Source organism: Couchioplanes caeruleus (assembly GCF_003751945.1).
Classification (GTDB): Bacteria; Actinomycetota; Actinomycetes; order Mycobacteriales; family Micromonosporaceae; genus Actinoplanes; species Actinoplanes caeruleus.
In genome coordinates, this window is record NZ_RJKL01000001.1 from 7,781,424 (window position 1) to 7,799,042 (window position 17,619).

Genomic DNA, 17,619 nt, shown 5'->3' on the forward strand with positions numbered 1-17,619 from the left:
GACATGGTTTGGATCAGGACGAAGACCGCGAAGGAGATCACCATCCGGACCAGTCGGGAGGCGCTGCGGGCACTGCTGCTCGACGTCACCGGCTGCGGCCGGATGATGCCCGGCGTCGAGGAGATGGAGCAGATCGGCGACGGCCTGTACCACTTCCGGCTGGCCGAGGTCTCCAACGGCGTCGTGAAGTTCCGGCCGGACTACGTCGCGAGGTACGACGTCTCCGACCCGGACGCCATCACGTGGGAGCCGCACGGCGAGCACAACTTCCGCTCCTGGGGCACCTTCCACGTCCTCGACGGTCCGTCGCCGGAGGAGGTCGTGCTGCGCATCGACATGCGCTCCGAGGCGAACGTCGACGTGGCGCGCGTCGTGGTCGTGCTCATCGAGCCGTTCGCGCAGAAGGAGACCGCCGAGGTCACCACCGGCTTCCTCGCGGCGATCAAGGACCGGCTCGAGACTGCGGGTGTGCCGAGATGACGTGGGGTGCCTCCCTGCCGCGCCCGGCCCGGCTCCTCGGCCTGCGGGTCGCGCCGGCCGGCCCGGCCATCGCCCAGCAGGAGCTGTTCGACTCCTTCTACCGCGACCTGTTCGCCGAGGTGCCCGACGCGGAGAAGCTGTTCATGAGCACCCGCGTCGACCAGCGCCGACTGGCCTGGCCGCCGTCGGAGTACTACGGCGACGGCTGGCCCGGCATGCGGGAGCGCATCGAGGCGTGGGAGCGCGGTGTGCTGGCCATGGGCCGGGAAACCGTCGCCGGCGTCCTCGAGGGCGTCGACGCCCAGCAGGTCGGCAGCTACACGTTCGTGAGCTGCACCGGGTACGCCGGGCCGACCCCGGAGATGCTGCTCGCCAAGGAGTTCGGCCTGCGGCAGAACCTGCGCCGAGCGTTCGTGGGCCACATGGGCTGCTATGCCGCCTTCAACGGGGTCAAGATCGGCCTGGACGCGCTGGCCGGGCGCCCCGACGAGCTGGCGATGGTCACCTGCGCCGAGGTCTGTTCGGTGCATCTGCGCCCGGAGGCCACCAAGGAGCAGGTGGTCATCACCGGGCTGTTCGGCGACGCCGGCGCCACCGCGCTGCTGGCCGCCGCCGATGGGCCTCTGGACCCGGGGGACGGCTCGGGGCCGCTGCTGCTGGGCACGCACACCGAGGCGCACCCCGAGACGTCGTCGGCCATGACGTGGAAGGTCATGGACGACGCGTTCCGGATGACGCTGTCGCCGTACGTGCCGCTCTACCTGGCCGAGGCCGTCAAGCCGTTCGTCGAGCGGCTGCTGGCCCCGCACGGGCTCGACGTCTCGGACGTGCAGCACTGGGCCATCCACCCGGGCGGACCGAAGATCATCGAGTTCGTCGGCGAACGGCTCGACCTGCCCGACGCCGCCCTGCAACCGTCCCTGGACATCCTCTCGTCGTGGGGCAACTGCAGCTCCCCGACGGTGCTGCTGATCCTCGACCGCATCATGCGGCAATCCCGCCCGGCGCCCGGCGAGCACGGCGTCCTGATGGCCTTCGGACCCGGACTCACCATGGAATCCGCCCTGGTCCGCTTCTGATCCCGCCCACGACCACGTACGCACAGAAACGGAGCTGGGTCCCCATGACCACGATCGAGACCCTGGTCGCCGACCTGCTCGGGCAGCAGTGGGTGATCGACCTGTTCACCGAGCTCGGCGACCGGCAGCGCCAGTCCGCCGAGGTGGCCGCCCAGGTACGCGAGCGCGCCGCCACCAACCACGTCTTCTGGCCGTTCCACGCGCCGCAGTTCCCGCTCGTCGTCGCCGACGCGGCCGGCGGCCGGATCACCGACATCGACGGCAACACCTACCTGGACACGCATCTGGGCTTCGGCGCCCAGGCGCTGTTCGGGCACAACCCGCCGGCGGTCACCGAGCACGTCCGCGAGCTGCTCGGCCGCTCCACCGGCAACGGCTACCTCAACCTCACCGAGCTGCAGCTCGTCGACCTGCTCGAGCAGTTCCTGCCGCACTGCGAGAAGTTCGCGTTCCTCAACTCCGGCACCGACGCGACCGCCGCGGCGATCCGGCTCGCCCGGGCGCACACCGGGCGGCGGCTCGTCGCGAAGTTCGAGGGCGCGCTGCACGGCGTGCACGACATCGCCGCGCACAACACCGCCTTCTGGTACCACGGCCATCCGGCTGCGCCGTTCCCCGAGTCCGGCCCGGGCGGCATCGCGCCGCTGCCGGCGCTCACCGGCGTCGCCCCCGCACCGGCGACCGAGCTGCTCATCCTGCCCAACGACACCGACGCGGCGCTGGCGCTCATCGAGGCGCACCGGCACGAGCTGGCGTGCGTGCTCGGCGAGGCGGTGTCGTCGTCCTTCCCGTACGCCGAGCACACCGTGCCGATGATCCGCGCGGTCGCGCAGCGCTGCCGGGACCTGCGGGTGCCGTTCGTCCTCGACGAGGTGCTGACCGGCTTCCGCTACGGTCCCTCGGGTGCCGCCGCCCACTTCGACATCCCCGCCGATCTGTACTGCTACGGCAAGGTGGTGACCGGTCTGGGCCTGCCGCTGTCCATCCTGGCCGGCCGCGCCGACATCATCGACCACGCGCAGACCTCCGGGCTGTCGCTGACCGACCTCGGCAGCAAGACCTGTGTGCAGACCACGCACGCCGGCAACCACCTGTCGCTGGCCGCCTCCTACGCCTCGCTGAGCCTGCTGCACGACGCGGGCGACGCCTACTACGAGCGGACCCGCGCCAAGGTGACCCGGGTGCAGGACCGGCTCGCGGCCTTCCGCACCGAGACCGGGATTCCCCTGCGCCTGCTGGGCTTCGGCGACTTCATCGGCTCGTTCGGATACGTGGCGGGGGAGTCCTACCGCGACTACCGCGAGTTCGCCGCCGCGGTGAATCCGCTCGGCCTGTTCCTGCTCACGCTGATGCTGCGCCAACGCGGTGTCTACACGCTCAGCCTGCCGATGTTCTTCACCGGCGACGCGCACAGCGACGCGGACGTGGACGAAGTGCTCGACGCCGTCCTCGACGCCTCGCGCGAGCTCGACAAGCACGGCTTCCCGTTCGTGCTGCCCTCCTGAAAGCCCCGCCGAGGAGACACCGCCATGACCATCACCGCACCGGGCCGTGACACCCACGACACCCGTGACACCCGCAGCACCGACGAGATCGTCGCCGAGCTGCTCGGCCAGCCCTGGGTCATCGACCTGTTCACCGAGCTGGAGGAGCGCCAGCAGACGTCGCTCGAGCTGGCCGAGCGGGTGCTGCGGCACGTCGTCACCAACCACGTCTTCCTGCCGTTCCACGCCCCGATGTTCCCGCTCGCCGTCGGCGAGGCGCAGGGTGGGCGGCTCACCGACCTCGACGGCAACACGTACGTCGACGCGCACCTCGGCTTCGGTGGGCAGTCGCTGTGGGGGCACAACCCGCCCGCGGTCGTCGACTTCGTCCGCGAGCACGCCGGCCGCGGCACCGGCAACGGCTACCTCAACCCGATCGAGCTGCAGCTCGGCGAGCTGCTGTCCGAGCTGATCCCGCACTGCGAGCGGTTCGCGCTGCTGAACTCCGGCACGGACGCCACCAACGTGGCGATCCGGGTGGCCCGCGCCTTCACCGGGCGCCGCATGGTCGCCAAGTTCGAGGGGTGCTGGCACGGCACCCACGACGTGGCGGCGCACAACACGTCGTTCTTCGCGCACGGCCACCCCCGGATCACCCCGTTCCCGGAGCAGGGGCCGGACGGCATCGCGCCGCTGAGCGCCTTCAGCGGCGTGACCAGGCCGGACCTGCTGATCCTGCCGCACGACGCCGCGGCGGCCGGCGCGCTCATCGAGCGGTACCGCGACGACCTGGCCTGCGTCATCGCCGACCCCGCCTGCCAGTCGTGGCCGTACGTCGAGCGGACGATCCCGGAGGTCACCGAGGTGGCGCACCGGTGCCGGGCGCTCGGCGTGCCGTTCATCCTGGACGAGGTGCTGACCGGCTTCCGGTTCGGCACCGCGGGGGCCGCAGGCCGGTACGACATCCCCGCCGACCTCTACTGCTACGGCAAGGTGGTGTCGGGGCTGGGCCTGCCGCTCGCCGCGGTCGGCGGGCGCGCCGACATGCTGGAGGTGATCCACACCTCCGGTACGCCGTTGACCGACATCGGCACCCGTACGTTCGTGGTCAACACGCACTCCGGCAACCACCTGTCGCTCGCCGCCTCGTACGCCTCGCTGAACCTGTTGCGGGAGGCGGGGCCGGACTTCTACCGGCGTACCGAGGCCAAGGTGGACCGCGTGCGGGACCGGCTGGCCGCGTTCCGTGCCGAGACCGGCATCCCGCTGCGCCTGCTCGGCTTCGGAGCCTTCGCCGGCACCTTCGGCTTCGTGGCGCAGGAGTCGTACGACACCTACCGCGAGTTCGGCGCCGCGGTGAACCCGATCGGTCCCGCGATGCTCACCCTGATGCTGCGCCGCCGCGGCGTCTACACGCTCAGCATGCCGATGTTCTACACCGGCGACGCCCACACCGAGGCCGACATCGACGTCGTCTGCGACGCCGTGACCGACGCGGCACGGGAGATGGGCCGCCACGGCTTCCCGTTCGTGCTCCGCTGACCCTTGGAGTCACCATGTCGATTCCCGACATCCATCCCGATCGGCGCGGGTACCGGCCCGGCGCCACCTCGGACCACGCCCTGCTCCTCGACGCCGGCACGGTGGCGGAGGCGCTCGTGGAGCGCGCCCGCCGCGAACCCGCCGCGGTGGCGTTCTACCTGCCGGACGAGCCGGAGCCGGACCGGCGCATCACCGTCGCGGACCTGCTCGCCCGCGCCCACGCCGCGGGCGCGGCGCTGGTGGCGGCCGGTGTGACCCCGGGCGCCCGGGTCTGTCTGTGCCTGGAGACCTCCGCGCCGCTGCTGGCCGGGCTCTTCGGCGCGGCCCTCGCCGGCGCCGTGCCGTCCGTGCTCGAACCGCCGCTGACCGCCGGTCGCCGCGAGATCTGGCTCGAGCGGGTCCGGCACATCGTCGCCGTCGCCCGGCCCGCCGTGCTGGTCTGCGAGGAGCCTCTGCGCGCCACCGTCGAGGCGGCGCTCGAAGGCACCGACGTCACCGTGATCAGCCCTCCGTTCGCCCCGGGGGCCGTCGCCGAGCCCGTGCTCTCCGCGCCGCCGGACGAAGCCGCGTTCATGCAGTTCACCTCCGGCACGACCGGCGCCGCGAAGGGCATCGTGCTCAGCCACCGCGCGGTGTTCGCCTCCGCGGCCGCGATCGGTGCGGGCGGCCCGTTCCTCGCCGACGACGTCATGGTGAGCTGGCTGCCGCTGCACCATGACATGGGCATGATCGGCGGGACCCTGTCGCCCTTCCTGCTGTCGCTGCCGTCGGTGCTTATCCGGCCGATGGCATTCGGCAGCAAGCCGGACCGCTGGCTGCGGCTCATCCACGAGTACCGCGGCACGTTGTCGCCGGCGCCGAACTTCGCGTACCGGCTGGTCACCGCCGTCGCCCGGCGCACCGACCTGAGCGGGCTCGACCTCAGCTGCTGGCGGACGGCCTTCAACGGCGCCGAGGTGGTCGACGCGGCGACGCTGCACGACTTCATCGACCTCACCGCCCGTTACGGCTTCCGGCCGGAGCACCTGCGCCCCTGCTACGGCATGGCCGAAGTGGGGCTGGCCGCCACCTTCTCGCCGGCCGGCACGGCGCCGCGGGTGGAGCTGTTGTCCCGGTCCGCGATCACCGAGGGCCGCGCCGAGCCGTCGGCGTCGGACGAGGACGCCCATCCGTACGTCTCCTGCGGCGTGCCCGTGCCCGGCATCAAGATCCGGGTGGTCGACGACACCGGGCTGGACGTCGGCGACGGCCGGGTCGGCCGGATCCTGGTCGCGGCCGAGTCGATGATGACCGGCTACATTGAGAACCCGGAGGCCGGGCCGGTGCTCGACCTGCGCGACGGCTGGCTGGACACCGGCGACCTCGGTTTCCAGCTCGGCGGCGAGCTCTTCGTCACCGGCCGCCACAAGGATCTGGTGATCCTGGCGGGCCGCAACTACCAGCCGCAGTCGTTCGAGCTGGCCGCCGAGAAGGTCGCCGGCGTCCGTCCCGGCGGCGCCGCCGCGGTGGGCGTGCCGGATCCCGCCAGCGGCACGGAAAGGCTCGTGATGGTCGTCGAGACCGTCCACCACCGCGACCCGGGACTGTCCGCGGCGACCGCCGACGAGGTCGGCGCCGTGGTGGCCCGCCGCACCGGCGTCCGGCCGGCCCGGGTCGTCATGGTGCCGCCGCGCACCCTGCCCAAGACGTCGAGCGGCAAGCTGCAGCGTTCCCGCGTCGCGGCGCGGGTGGCCGCCGGCACGATCGGCTGACGGACGTGGAGCTGGCACTGCTGGGCGGATCGCTGCGCCCGGGCTCGGCGAGCGAGGCGGTGCTGCACCTCTGCGCCGGCCTCGCCGCCGGGTACGGCGCCCGGACCACCATCTGCACGGCGGCCACCCTCGACCTGCCGCTCTATCGGCCCGGCGCCCTGCACCGCGCGCCGGGCGCCCGGCGGCTGGTCGAGACGCTGCGCCGCGCCGACGGTCTGGTCATCGTCACGCCCACCTATCACGGCGGCGTGTCGGGCCTGATCAAGAACGCCCTGGACCACGCCGAGGAGCTCGCGCACGACCGTCCCGCGTACCTCGACGGCAAGGTCGTGGGCGTGGCGGCGGTCGGCTGGAGCGAGCACGGCGCGGCCACCGCCGTGACGTCGCTGCGCACCACCGTGCAGTCGCTGCGCGGCTGGGTGGCGCCGATGGCCGTCACCTTCGACGCCACCGGCGTCGCCGCTCTCGACGTCGCCGAGGCCCGTGCCGCTCTGCGCGGCGACGCCCGCCTCATGCGGCGACTGGACATCCTGCTCGGCCAGGTCACCGACTTCGCCGACCGGTACGCCCGCGCCCGGCTCGCCGCCTGACCCGCACCGTCCATCTTCAGGAGAGAGACCATGACCGTTCCCGTCACCGACACCGGCATGACCCAGGAAGGTTCGATCGAGGACCTGCACCGGGCCGTCCGGGACCACTACGACAAGCTCGTCGACCTGTACGAGGACCTGTGGGGCGAGCACATCCACCACGGCTACTGGGATCTCCACGCCCCGCAGACGCCCCGCCACGCCGCCCAGCAGCGCACCACCCGCGAGCTGACGGCCTTCGGAGGAGTGCCGCACGGCGCGCGGGTGCTGGACAGCGGCTGCGGCATCGGCGCGTCGGCCGTCATGCTGGCCGCCGAGACGGGCTGCACCGTGGAGGGCATCACGCTGAGCCACGAGCAGGTCCGGCGGGCGACGGAGAAGGCCGCCGAGGCCGGCGTCGCCGACCGCACCTCGTTCCGGGTCATGGACGCCATGCACACCGACTACCCGGACGACACCTTCGACGTGGTGTGGTCGCTGGAGAGCTGCGAGCTGATGCCCGACAAGCGGGCGTATCTCGCCGAGAACCTGCGCATCCTCAAGCCCGGTGGCCGGCTCGTCGTGGCCACCTGGGTCAGCCGCGACGACCGGCTCGACCCGTCGGAGGTCAAGCTGCTGCGCCGGCTCTACCGCGACTTCGCGGTGTCGCACGTGCTGCCGCTGGACCACTACGCACAGGCCTGCGCCGAGCTGGGGTACACCGGCGTCACCACCGCCGACTGGACCGACCACGTGCGCGGCACCTGGGCCCTGTCGGCCGACATCGTCAAGCCGCTGATGCGCGACCCCTCGTACGTATGGAAGCTCGTGCGCGCCAAGGGCGCCGACATCTTCCGCTTCCTCAACTCCGTGCCGCTGATGAAGCAGGCCTACGACCGCGACGTCATGCGGTACGGCGTCTTCACCGCGGTCAAGCCGGGCTGATCGCGCCTCGATCCGTCTTCCAGCGCGGTTCCCGACGCTTGAGACCCGTGACACGCAACGCATCTGAAGGAGAGCCGCGTTGATCGACATGACAGATCAGGCGAGACCCGGGCGGTCCGAGGGGACCGAACCCGAATGGATCCGCTGCGGTCCGTGCCGGGCCCTGACCTACGGCAAGCGTTTCGAGCGGGAGCTGCGGGTGTGCCCGTCCTGCGGCCACCACGGCCGGGTCGGTCCCGAGCTGCGGGTCCGGCAGTTGCTGGACCCGGGTTCGGCGACCGAGGTGGAGGTGGCCGGGACCGTCGCCGACCCGCTGGGCTTCGCGGATCTGCGGCCGTACCCGGACCGCCATGCCGAGGCGGTCGCCCGCAGCGGCCGCGACACCGGGGTGCTGGCCGTGCGCGGCCGCATCGACGGCCACCCGGTGGTGCTGGCCGTGATGGACTTCGCCTTCCTCGGCGGCAGCCTCGGCACCGCCGAGGGCGAGGCCGTCACGGCGGCCGCCGAGGCGGCGCTGGCGGGGCGCACGCCGCTGATCGTGGTCGCCGCGTCCGGCGGTGCCCGCATGCAGGAGGGCGCCCTGTCGCTGATGCAGATGGCCAAGACCAGTAACGCATTCGCGGCGCTCGACGAGGCGGGGCTGCTCACCATCACGGTGGTGACGGACCCGACCTACGGCGGGGTGGCGGCGTCCTTCGCCACCCTGTCCGACGTGGTCATCGCCGAGCCCGGGGCGCGGATGGGCTTCGCCGGTCCGCGCGTCATCCGCCAGACCATCCGCCAGGAGCTGCCCGAGGGCTTCCAGACCGCCGAGTTCCTGCTCGCCCACGGCCTCGTCGACCGGGTCGTGCGCCGCAGCGAGCTGCGCCAGACGCTGGGCCGGCTGGTCGCGATGAGCCGCGACGACGACGGCGCGCCCTCGGCGGAGGCGCCGCAGGGCGTGGTCTGGACCGATCCGGACCGGATGCCCGCGGAGATCGCCGCGCGCGAGCCGCGCGAGGTCGTCGGCTTGGCCCGGATGCCGCAGCGCCCGACCACGCTCGACCACGCCGGGCACTGGCTGGACGGCTTCATCGAGCTGCACGGCGACCGCGCCGGTGCCGACTGCCCGGCCGTCGTCGGCGGGTTGGGCTGGCTGGGCGGACGCCCGGTCGTGCTGGTCGGGCACCAGAAGGGGCACACCACCGCCGAGCTGGTACGCCGCAAGTTCGGCATGCCCTCGCCGGCCGGGTTCCGCAAGGCGGGCCGGCTGTTCCGCCTCGCCGCCAAGCTCGGGCTGCCCGTCGTCACGCTGATCGACACCCCCGGCGCGGACCCCGGTCTGCAGGCCGAGGAGCAGGGTCAGGCGATCGCCGTGGCGGAGTCGCTGCGGCTGATGGGCCGGCTTCCCGTCCCGGTGGTCGCGGTCGTGACGGGCGAGGGCGGCAGCGGGGGCGCTCTCGCTCTCGGGGTCGCCGACCGGGTGCTGATGTGTGCGAACTCGATCTATTCGGTGATCAGCCCGGAGGGCTGCGCCGCCATTCTGTGGAAGCGGCCCGACGCGGCCGCCGACGCCGCGCGGGCCCTGCGTATCGCGGCCGCCGACCTGCTGCGGCTCGGCGTGGTCGACGGTGTCGTCCCGGAGCCGCCGGGCGGGGCGCACACCGACCCCGCCGCGGCCGCGGAGCTGGTGCACCGCGCGGTCGCCGCCGCCGTGGCGGAGCTCGCCGACCGCAAGCCGGAAGAGCTCCTGCGGCACCGGTTCGAGCGGTTCCGGCAGTTCGGTGTGGCCCCAACGGGAGGAACGGAGACCTCGGTATGACCATCATGGATGATCCCCAACTCGACCTCGAGACCGGCGACGACGGCGGGTACCACGCGCTGCTGCTGGAGCAGATGCGGCGCAGTGTGGCCGCCATGGCGGGCGACGCCGCGACGCCGCTGCGGCGGGTCCGGCTGAGCCTCGGCGCGGCGACCGTGGAGGTGGAGTGGGAGAGCCGCATTCCCGCCGAGCCGGTCCACCTGCCGGTCATGACCGCGCCGGCAGCCATCGCCGCGGCGCCCGCCGCGGTCGCACCCGCCGTCGCGGCGCCCCCGCCCGGCGAGGCTCCGGGCGAACACGTGGTGACCAGCCCGCTGGTCGGCACGTTCTACACCACCCCCGAGCCGGGCGCGCCCCCGTTCGTGAAGGTCGGTGACACGGTCGTCGCCGGCCAGCAGATCGGCATCGTGGAGGCGATGAAGCTGATGAACCCGGTGGAGGCCGACCGCTCCGGCACGGTGCTGCGGCTGCTCGCCGGCTCCGGCGATGCGGTGGAGTACGAGCAGGCGCTGATCGTCATCGCCGCCACGGACGAGGAATGAGCGCCATGTTCGACAAGGTCCTCATCGCCAACCGGGGCGAGATCGCGCTGCGCGTGGTGCGTACCTGCCAGGAGATGGGCATCCGTACGGTGGCCGTCCACTCGACCGCGGACCGCGACTCGGCGGTCGTGCGGCTGGCCGACGAGGCGGTCCAGATCGGGCCGCCGGCGCCGCGGCAGAGCTATCTGTCGGCGGCGGCCATCGTCGAGGCGGCCCTGATGACCGGCGCGCGGGCCATCCACCCCGGTTACGGCTTCCTGTCCGAGGATCCCGACTTCGCCGAGATCTGCGCCGCCAACGACCTCGTCTTCATCGGGCCGCCGCCGGACGTCATCGCCAAGCTCGGCGACAAGGCGGTGGCCCGCGAGCTGATGACGGCGGCGGGCCTACCGCTGCTGCCCGGCAGCACCCGCACCATCGACAGCGCCAATGAGGCGCTGGAGCTGGCGGACCGGCTCGGCTTCCCGGTGATCATCAAGGCGGCCGCGGGCGGCGGGGGGCGCGGCATGGCGGTGGTCCGCGAGCGGGCCGACCTGCTGCCGGCGTACCAGCGCACGCGTGCCACCGCGCAGGCCGTCTTCGGTGACAGCCGGGTCTACGTCGAGCGCTACTGCGACCGGGCCCGCCACGTCGAGGTGCAGATTCTCGCCGACACGTACGGCAACGTCGTGCACCTCGGCGAGCGGGACTGCTCGGTGCAGCGCCGCCACCAGAAGCTCATCGAGGAGACCCCGGCGCCCGGGCTGTCGCGGGCGATGATGGCCGACGTGGCCGACGCCGCCGTGCGCGGCGCCCGGGCGATCGGCTACGTCGGCGCGGGCACCTTCGAGTTCCTCGTCGACGACCAGGGCTTCTACTTCATGGAGATCAACTGCCGGATCCAGGTCGAGCACCCGGTGACGGAGATGGTGACCGGTGTCGACATCGTCCGCGAGCAGTTGCTGGTCGCCGCCGGCCGGCCGCTGTCGGTGAGCCAGGGCGACGTCGAGCCGCGCGGCGTCTCGGTGGAGTGCCGCATCAACGCCGAGGACCCGGAGCGCGACTTTGCGCCGACGCCGGGCCTGTTGACCCGGTTCGCGCCGCCGGCGGGCCCGTTCGTGCGGGTCGACACCCACGCGGCGCCCGGGTACCGGATCACGCCGTACTACGACTCGCTGCTGGCCAAGCTCGTGGTGTGGGGCCCGGACCGGGAGCAGGCGCTGGACCGGATGCGGCGGGCCCTCGCCGAGTTCGAGATCGCCGGCGGTGGCGTGCGGACCACCTCGGAGCTGCTCGCCCGGGTGATCGACGCGCCCGGTTTCCGCAACGCCGAGCACACCACCGGCTTCCTGGAGCAGTGGCTCGCGCCGGTGTCTTGAGCGCGACGCGAAAGGTGCCGCTGCCCGACGGGCAGCGGCACCTTCGCCTGTGCGGAGGAAATCAGCGGTGCAGGGCCGTTCGCAGCGCCGCGGTCAGCTCCTTGGCCGGCTCCGCGACGTCCTGGTCCCACCGGTACGCGACGAACCCGTCGGGACGCACCAGCACGGCCCCCTGGGGACTCGCGCCGTAGCGCCGCTGCCACGGCGCATCCGGCAGCAGGTGCGCGGTGACGGGAACCGACAGCTCCGCGGCGGCGGCCTGTGCCGCATCGGTCCAGCCGCCGCCGCAGGTCCCCGCCAGCACGGTCCAACCCGGGCCGAACAGGTCCAGGACGGACCGGGTGCGCGCCTCGTCGAGCCACACATGCGGGGCCCGGGTGCCCACCTCGCCGGTCCGCGAGGCGGGGTCGGCGAACAGCGGCCCGTCGACACCCGGATACCGGTAGCCGAGGCTCACCTCCAGCGTGTCGAGGGTCTGCTCGCGCTGCTCCGGGGTGGCGAAACCGGCCCGCATCGCGAGGCGCAACTGAGCCTGCTCCACCGTGCCGCGGGCGATCGGCAGCCGTTCCCGCTCGTAGCTGTCGAGCAGGCCCGGACCGGCCTGCTCGTGGAGCACCGCGGCCAGCTTCCACGCCAGGTTGTGCGCGTCCTGGACGCCGGTGTTGGCGCCGTAGCCGCCGATCGGCGGGACCACGTGGGCCGAGTCGCCGGCGAAGAACACGCGGCCGGCGCGGTAGCGCTCGGCGACCAGGGCCGCCATGTCCCACGGCAGGACGTCGCGGATTATCACCGGCAGTTCCGGCGTACCGACCGCGGCGCGGACGAGCTGCACGCAGCGCTCGGCGGTGAAGTCGCTCGCCGCCTCGCCCGCCTCGGGCTTGTAGGTGACGATCAGCGTGCCCTCGGTCAGCGAGTCGTCGTGGCCGAGGATGGCGCTCACCTGCGGGTTCTCGATCTGGCAGATGGAGAATCGGCGTCCGGCCAACGCCTCGGTCAGCGGCGCCCGGAACAGGATGCTGACCTGGTGCCGGAAGACGCCGCGACCGTGCGCGCTCACCCCGAGCTTCTCCCGCAACGGGCTGCGCGCGCCGTCGGCGGCGATGACGTAGCGGGCGCGGAGGGTGCGGCGCTCGCCGGTGTCGCGGTCGCGCACCGTGACGGTGACGCCGTCGTCGTCCTGGACCAGGTCGACCGCCTCGGTGTGGAACAGCAGCCGGGCGCCGCTGCGCTCGGCCGCCGCCCGGACGAGCGGCTCCAGCCGGTCCTGGCCGAGCGAGATCTGCCGGCTGGGCGTCAGGTCCCCCAGGTCCTCGGCGGCCGGCAGGACGGTGCTGCGCAGCTCGCGGCCGGTCAGCGACTCGACCTTGGCGTTCAGGCGGTGGTCGGCGAAGCCGGCCGCCGCGTGCAGGACCTCCTGTTCGAGGCCGGCGGAGCGGAAGAGTTCGAGGGTGCGGGGGTACCAGCCCCACGCCCGTGGATGGATGGAGGTGCCGGGGTGCCGCTCGACGAGGACCGTCGGGATCTGATGCCGGGCCAGGAAGAGAGCGGCGGAGAGTCCCACGACCCCACCACCCACCACCAGCACCGAAGCGGTCGGCGTGCTGCTCGATGTGTCGCTCATGGGCGTGACGGTGCCGGGCCGGGGTGGAGGGCTGCTCAAGCCTTCCTCGATTAGGCCCGTCGACCGCCCCTCGAGTGGTTTTGTACCGGCCACGCCGAGACTTTCGCCGACATCACCTCGACAGGGAGTGCGGCATGGCGTCGATACTCGACCGTCCGGTGCGCCCGGGCATGGCCGGACGGCTCTTCCAGGGCCAGCCGGCCTGGTTCGGCACGCTGTTCTGGATGGACATGTGGGAGCGCTTCAGCTTCTACGGCATGACCGCCATCCTCTACCTGTACGCCAGTGCGCCCGTCTCCGACGGCGGCTTCGGGCTGCCGGCCGCGGGTGCCGCGGCCCTGTTCGGCACCTACATGTCCCTGGTCTTCCTCGCCGCCCTGCCCGGCGGCTGGCTGGCCGACCGGGTGCTCGGCACCCGGCGCGCGGTCGTGCTCGGCGGCGCCGGCATCGCCGCCGGCCACGCGGTGTTGAGCCTGCCGGTGCGCTGGTCGCTCTACGTGGGACTGCTGCTCGTGATCGCCGGCACCGGGCTGCTCAAGCCCGCCATGGCCGCGCTCGTGACCAGCCCGCACCGCGACGACGACCGGCGCCGCGAGGCCGCGATGTCGATCTTCTACATGAGCATCCAGCTCAGCGCGCTGCTGGCCCCGGTCGTGGTCGGCCTGCTCGCCGAGAAGGTCGCCTGGCACCTCGGCTTCGGCGCGGCGGCGATCGGCATGACCGCCGGGCTGATCGTGTACGCGGCGGGGGCGCGCCGCTTCGGCGACCTCGGCCTGCGGCCGGCGGCACCGCTGCCGCCCGAGCGCCGCCGCGTGCTGGGTCGCCGCGCCGGCACCGTCCTGGGCGCGGTGGGCCTCGCCCTGGTCGTGGGTGCAACGACCGGCGTCGTCCACATCGAACACGTGCTGATCGCCTCCGGCCTGCTGCTGCTCGCCCTGCCGGTCGGCTACGTCGTGGCGCTGCGCCGCATCCCGGCGCTGACGAGCGCGGACCGCGGCCGGCTCGGCGCGTACGTGGTGCTGCTCGCCGGCTCGTCGATCTTCTGGCTGCTCTACGCCCAGGGCGGCTCGGTGCTCGCGATGTTCGCCCAGCGGCACACCGACCGCGACGTCGCCGGCTGGACGGTGCCGGTGAGCTGGTTCCAGTCGGCCCACCCGCTCTTCATCCTGGTGCTGGCGCCGCTCTTCGCCGCGCTCTGGCTGCGGCTGGGCCGCCGGGTCGACGTGCCGGTCAAGTTCGCCGGCGCCCTGGTGTGCGCCGGCGCGAGCTGGCTGCTGCTGGCCGTCGCGGCCCACCTCGCCTCCGGGGGTGACCCGGTGTCGCCGCTCTGGCTGCTGACCGCGTTCCTGCTGCAGGTCTGCGGCGAGCTGGCGCTGGCACCGGTCGGGCTGAGCCTGGCCGTCAAGGTCGCGCCCGCCGGCTACACCAACCAGTACCTGGGCCTCTTCTGGCTCTTCGCGGCCGTGGGCGCCGGTATCGGCGGCCAGCTCGCCGCGCTCGCCGAGACGCTGTCCCTGTCCGCCTACTTCCTGCTCTTCGGCGCGCTCGCCACCGCCGTGGGCGTCGTCCTGTTCGGTGCCGTGCGGTGGCTGCGCGGCCACGTCGGCGACGCACCCGCGGCACCCACCGCCTGACCTAAGGAGTTGTCAGCCATGGCAAAGAAGATGACCGTAGCGGTGCTCGGCCTGGGCGGCATGGGCGGCGGCCTCGCCCACCGGCTCTGCGACCTGGGCTGGTCTCCCGTGGTGTGGAACCGCTCGGCCGAGCGGGCCGCGGGCTTCGCGGGCGTGGCGGCCCGGATCGCCGCCACCCCGGCCGACGCGGCCGACGGCACGGACGTGGCCCTGATCAGCCTCGCCGACGAGAGCGCGGTGGAGGCGGTGCTCTTCGGCCCGGACGGACTGGCCGGGGCGCTCAAGCCGGGCGCGGTGGTGATCGACGCGTCGACGGTGACGCCGGCGTTCTCCCGCGACGTGACCCGCCGGCTCGCCGAGGCCGGGGTGGGCCGCGTCGAGGCCACCCTGATCGGCAACCCGGCGCAGGCCCGCCACGGCGAGGCCCGAGTGTTCGCGGCCGGCGCGCCGGAGACCGTCGCACACGTCCGCGACCTGCTGGTGGCGCTCGGCCGGCAGCTCGTCGAGCTCGGCGCGACCGGGAACGCGAGCACGATGAAGCTCGTCCTCAACTCGCTGCTCGGCGCCCAGCTCGTGTCCCTGGCCGAGGCGGTCAGCTACGGCGAGAAGGCCGGACTGGACCGGGATCTGTTGCTGCAGACCATCTCCGACAGTGCGTTCAGCTCCCCGGTCATGTCGTACCGGTGCGCCGTGATGCGCGAGGAGCGCTACGACCGGCCCACGTTCCGCGCCGAGCTGATGGAGAAGGACCTGCGATTCGCGATCGGCGACGCGGCCGAGCACGGCGTGACCCTGCCGGTGATCGCCACGGCCGACGAGCGCTACCGGGCGCTGGTCGATTCCGGGCGCGGCGGACTGGACGCGGCGGCCATCTTGCTACAGCAGTTCACCGATGGTGGCGTCCGGAACGAGACGGCCTGATGTCAGCTCTGGTCGGCTGGGTGGACTACGCCCGCGACCAGCGTCGGGAACGGCCGGTGCTGCGGGCGATGGTGGGTGCCCTCGCGGCCCGCGGCCCCGACGACGAGGCGCTGTGGGTGGCTCCGTGCGCCGCGCTCGGCTTCCGGCACCTCGCCGTCCACGGGGATTTCTCGCCCCAGCCGTACACGGCGCGCACCGCGGAGGGACCCGTCACGGTCTGCGTGACCGGCGCGCCGACGGGGCTGGCCGAGCTGCGCGGCCGGCTCGCCGGGCGCGGCATGGCGCCCGCGCCGGAGACCGGCGTCGCGGGCCTCGTCGCGCACGCCTACCTGGCCGAGGGCCCCTCGGGGGTGACCGGGCTGACCGGGGCGTTCGCCGTGGCGGTCTGGGACGGGCGCGCCGAGGAACTGCTGCTGGTCCGCGACCGGCTCGGCACCCAGCCGATCTACTACCACCTGACCGACAGCGGGATCGTCTTCGCCTCGGAACGCAAGGGGCTGCTGGCGCATCCGGCGGTCGAGGCGCAGATCGACCTCAACGGCCTGCGCGAGCTGTTCACCTGCGCGGGCGCGGCCGGGCACGGCGTCTTCGCCGGCGTGCACCAGGTCCGCGCCGGGGAGATGGTCCGCTACGGCAGGGCCGGGCTGACGCACCGGCGCTACTGGAGGCTGACCACCGAGGCGCACACCGACGACCTGGCCACCACCGTCGGCACCGTGCGAGAGCTGCTCGAGGAGAGCGTCGCCAGCCACTTCGCCGGCGGCGACGACATCGGCATCCTGCTCGACGGCACCCTCGAATCCTCGGCGATGACCGCCCTGGCCGCCCGGAAGCTGGCTCGTGGTGCCGGCGAGCGGCTGCGGACCTTCACCGTCACCGTCGCCCGGCAGTCGGAGTGCGTGCCGCCGGAGGACGTGAGGTCGAGCCCGGACGCCCGCTTCGTCGCGGACGTGGTGCGCCGGGTGGGCGCCGAGCACACCGACGTCGTGCTCGACACCGCGGACATCCTGGACCCGCTGGCCCGCGCCGCGGCGCTGCGGGCCCGCGACGTGCCCGACCCGCTCGGCAGCGCGAACATCTCGACGTATCTGCTCTGCTGCGAGGCCGGCCAGCATGTGCGTGGCGCGCTCTCCGACGAGCTCGCCGACGCGATCTTCGGCTGCCATGCCGGGGCGTGCGACGCGCCGGCGACCGACTGGCAGACCCTGCCCTGGATCGCGCTCGCGCGGCAGCGGGGCGGCCGGTACGGCTTCGGCGGCGACCTGCTCGACCCGAACCTGCGCGCCAAGCTCGACCTCAACGGATACTGCCACGACGAGTGGGCCCGGTCCGTCGCCGACGCGGAGCATCTGCCCGGCGAGGACGAGCGGGACCGCCGGATGCGCCGTACCGCGTACCTGCGGCTGACCCGCTGGGACCAGACCCGGCTGTTGCACCGGGAGTCGCTGGCCATGGCGGCAGGGGTGCAGGCGCGCATGCCGTTCGGCGACCACCGGCTGGTCCAGTACGTCTACAACGTGCCGTGGGCGATGAAGAACTTCGACGGCAAGGAGAAGAGCCTGTTGCGGGCCGCCGTCGGGGATCTGCTGCCGCCCTCGGTACGGCACCGGCCGGCGAGTCCGTATCCCGCCGCCCCGGATCCCGCGTACGGGCGCTGGCTGGTCGACGAGCTCGCCGCCCTGCTCGCCGATCCCAGCTCGCCCGCCGCCGCACTGGTGGACGCCGGTGGCATCCGCGCCCTGCAGGCCGACCAGCGCGTGCTCGTCGCGGGGCCCGGAGCCTGGGTCGCCCGGGCCAGCGCCGAGATGGTGCTCGCCCTGGACGCCTGGCTGCGTCGCTACGGCGTGCGGGTCGCGCTCTGACATCTCCCGACCAAGGTCACACCCACACAG

Annotated in this window: 14 protein-coding genes; 13 read left to right on the forward strand and 1 reads right to left on the reverse strand. The window is 73.2% G+C overall.

Annotated features, from left to right (window positions below; all coding sequences use genetic code 11):
• Positions 1-3 precede the first annotated feature (3 nt).
• The 10 genes from EDD30_RS35085 (at position 4) to accC (ending at position 11,551) form a co-directional block, all read left to right on the forward strand.
• Positions 4-480, forward strand: a complete 477-nt coding sequence (locus tag EDD30_RS35085) for a hypothetical protein (protein ID WP_071802717.1) — start codon at positions 4-6, stop codon at positions 478-480.
• Positions 477-1,559, forward strand: a complete 1,083-nt coding sequence (locus EDD30_RS35090; RefSeq protein WP_071802718.1) for a type III polyketide synthase — start codon at positions 477-479, stop codon at positions 1,557-1,559. Before EDD30_RS35085 ends, EDD30_RS35090 begins: the two co-directional genes overlap by 4 nt.
• A gap of 44 nt (positions 1,560-1,603) precedes the next feature.
• Complete coding sequence (locus EDD30_RS35095; RefSeq protein ID WP_071802719.1) at positions 1,604-3,064, forward strand: aminotransferase class III-fold pyridoxal phosphate-dependent enzyme; 1,461 nt, start codon at positions 1,604-1,606, stop codon at positions 3,062-3,064.
• A 24-nt stretch (positions 3,065-3,088) separates the two neighbouring features.
• Positions 3,089-4,585 (forward strand): aminotransferase class III-fold pyridoxal phosphate-dependent enzyme, encoded by a 1,497-nt coding sequence (locus EDD30_RS35100; RefSeq protein WP_071802720.1) that lies wholly within the window; start codon positions 3,089-3,091, stop codon positions 4,583-4,585.
• A gap of 14 nt (positions 4,586-4,599) precedes the next feature.
• Positions 4,600-6,336, forward strand: coding sequence for an AMP-binding protein (locus EDD30_RS35105; protein WP_084556026.1), 1,737 nt, complete (start codon positions 4,600-4,602; stop codon positions 6,334-6,336).
• 5 nt (positions 6,337-6,341) lie between these two features.
• Positions 6,342-6,926, forward strand: a complete 585-nt coding sequence (locus EDD30_RS35110; protein ID WP_170047055.1) for an NADPH-dependent FMN reductase — start codon at positions 6,342-6,344, stop codon at positions 6,924-6,926.
• A gap of 30 nt (positions 6,927-6,956) precedes the next feature.
• Positions 6,957-7,850 carry a methyltransferase domain-containing protein gene (locus tag EDD30_RS35115; protein ID WP_084556028.1) on the forward strand — a complete coding sequence of 298 codons (894 nt, stop codon included), beginning with the start codon at positions 6,957-6,959 and terminating at the stop codon, positions 7,848-7,850.
• Between the two features lie 88 nt (positions 7,851-7,938).
• Positions 7,939-9,651, forward strand: coding sequence for an acetyl-CoA carboxylase, carboxyltransferase subunit beta (gene accD, locus EDD30_RS35120; protein WP_071802744.1), 1,713 nt, complete (start codon positions 7,939-7,941; stop codon positions 9,649-9,651).
• The gene (gene accB, locus EDD30_RS35125; RefSeq protein ID WP_071802721.1) at positions 9,648-10,193 is read left to right on the forward strand and encodes an acetyl-CoA carboxylase biotin carboxyl carrier protein; all 546 of its coding nucleotides are present in this window, start codon (positions 9,648-9,650) and stop codon (positions 10,191-10,193) included. The genes accD and accB overlap by 4 nt, the downstream gene beginning before the upstream one ends.
• 5 nt (positions 10,194-10,198) lie before the next feature.
• Complete coding sequence (accC, locus tag EDD30_RS35130) at positions 10,199-11,551, forward strand: acetyl-CoA carboxylase biotin carboxylase subunit (protein WP_071802722.1); 1,353 nt, start codon at positions 10,199-10,201, stop codon at positions 11,549-11,551.
• 61 nt (positions 11,552-11,612) lie between these two features.
• Here accC and EDD30_RS35135 read toward each other — a convergent pair whose 3' ends face one another.
• On the reverse strand, positions 11,613-13,172 hold the full coding sequence (locus EDD30_RS35135; protein ID WP_071802723.1) for an FAD-dependent oxidoreductase: 1,560 nt from the start codon (positions 13,170-13,172) through the stop codon (positions 11,613-11,615).
• A 134-nt stretch (positions 13,173-13,306) separates the two neighbouring features.
• On the opposite strand from EDD30_RS35135, the gene EDD30_RS35140 reads away from it, so the two are divergent.
• The 3 genes from EDD30_RS35140 to EDD30_RS35150 are packed head-to-tail and all read left to right on the forward strand — an operon-like array spanning position 13,307 to position 17,589.
• The gene (locus EDD30_RS35140; RefSeq protein ID WP_071802724.1) at positions 13,307-14,806 is read left to right on the forward strand and encodes a peptide MFS transporter; all 1,500 of its coding nucleotides are present in this window, start codon (positions 13,307-13,309) and stop codon (positions 14,804-14,806) included.
• A gap of 18 nt (positions 14,807-14,824) precedes the next feature.
• Complete coding sequence (locus EDD30_RS35145; RefSeq protein ID WP_071802725.1) at positions 14,825-15,727, forward strand: NAD(P)-dependent oxidoreductase; 903 nt, start codon at positions 14,825-14,827, stop codon at positions 15,725-15,727.
• The gene (locus tag EDD30_RS35150; RefSeq protein WP_071802726.1) at positions 15,727-17,589 is read left to right on the forward strand and encodes an asparagine synthetase B family protein; all 1,863 of its coding nucleotides are present in this window, start codon (positions 15,727-15,729) and stop codon (positions 17,587-17,589) included. The genes EDD30_RS35145 and EDD30_RS35150 overlap by 1 nt, the downstream gene beginning before the upstream one ends.
• The last annotated feature ends 30 nt before the right edge of the window (positions 17,590-17,619 follow it).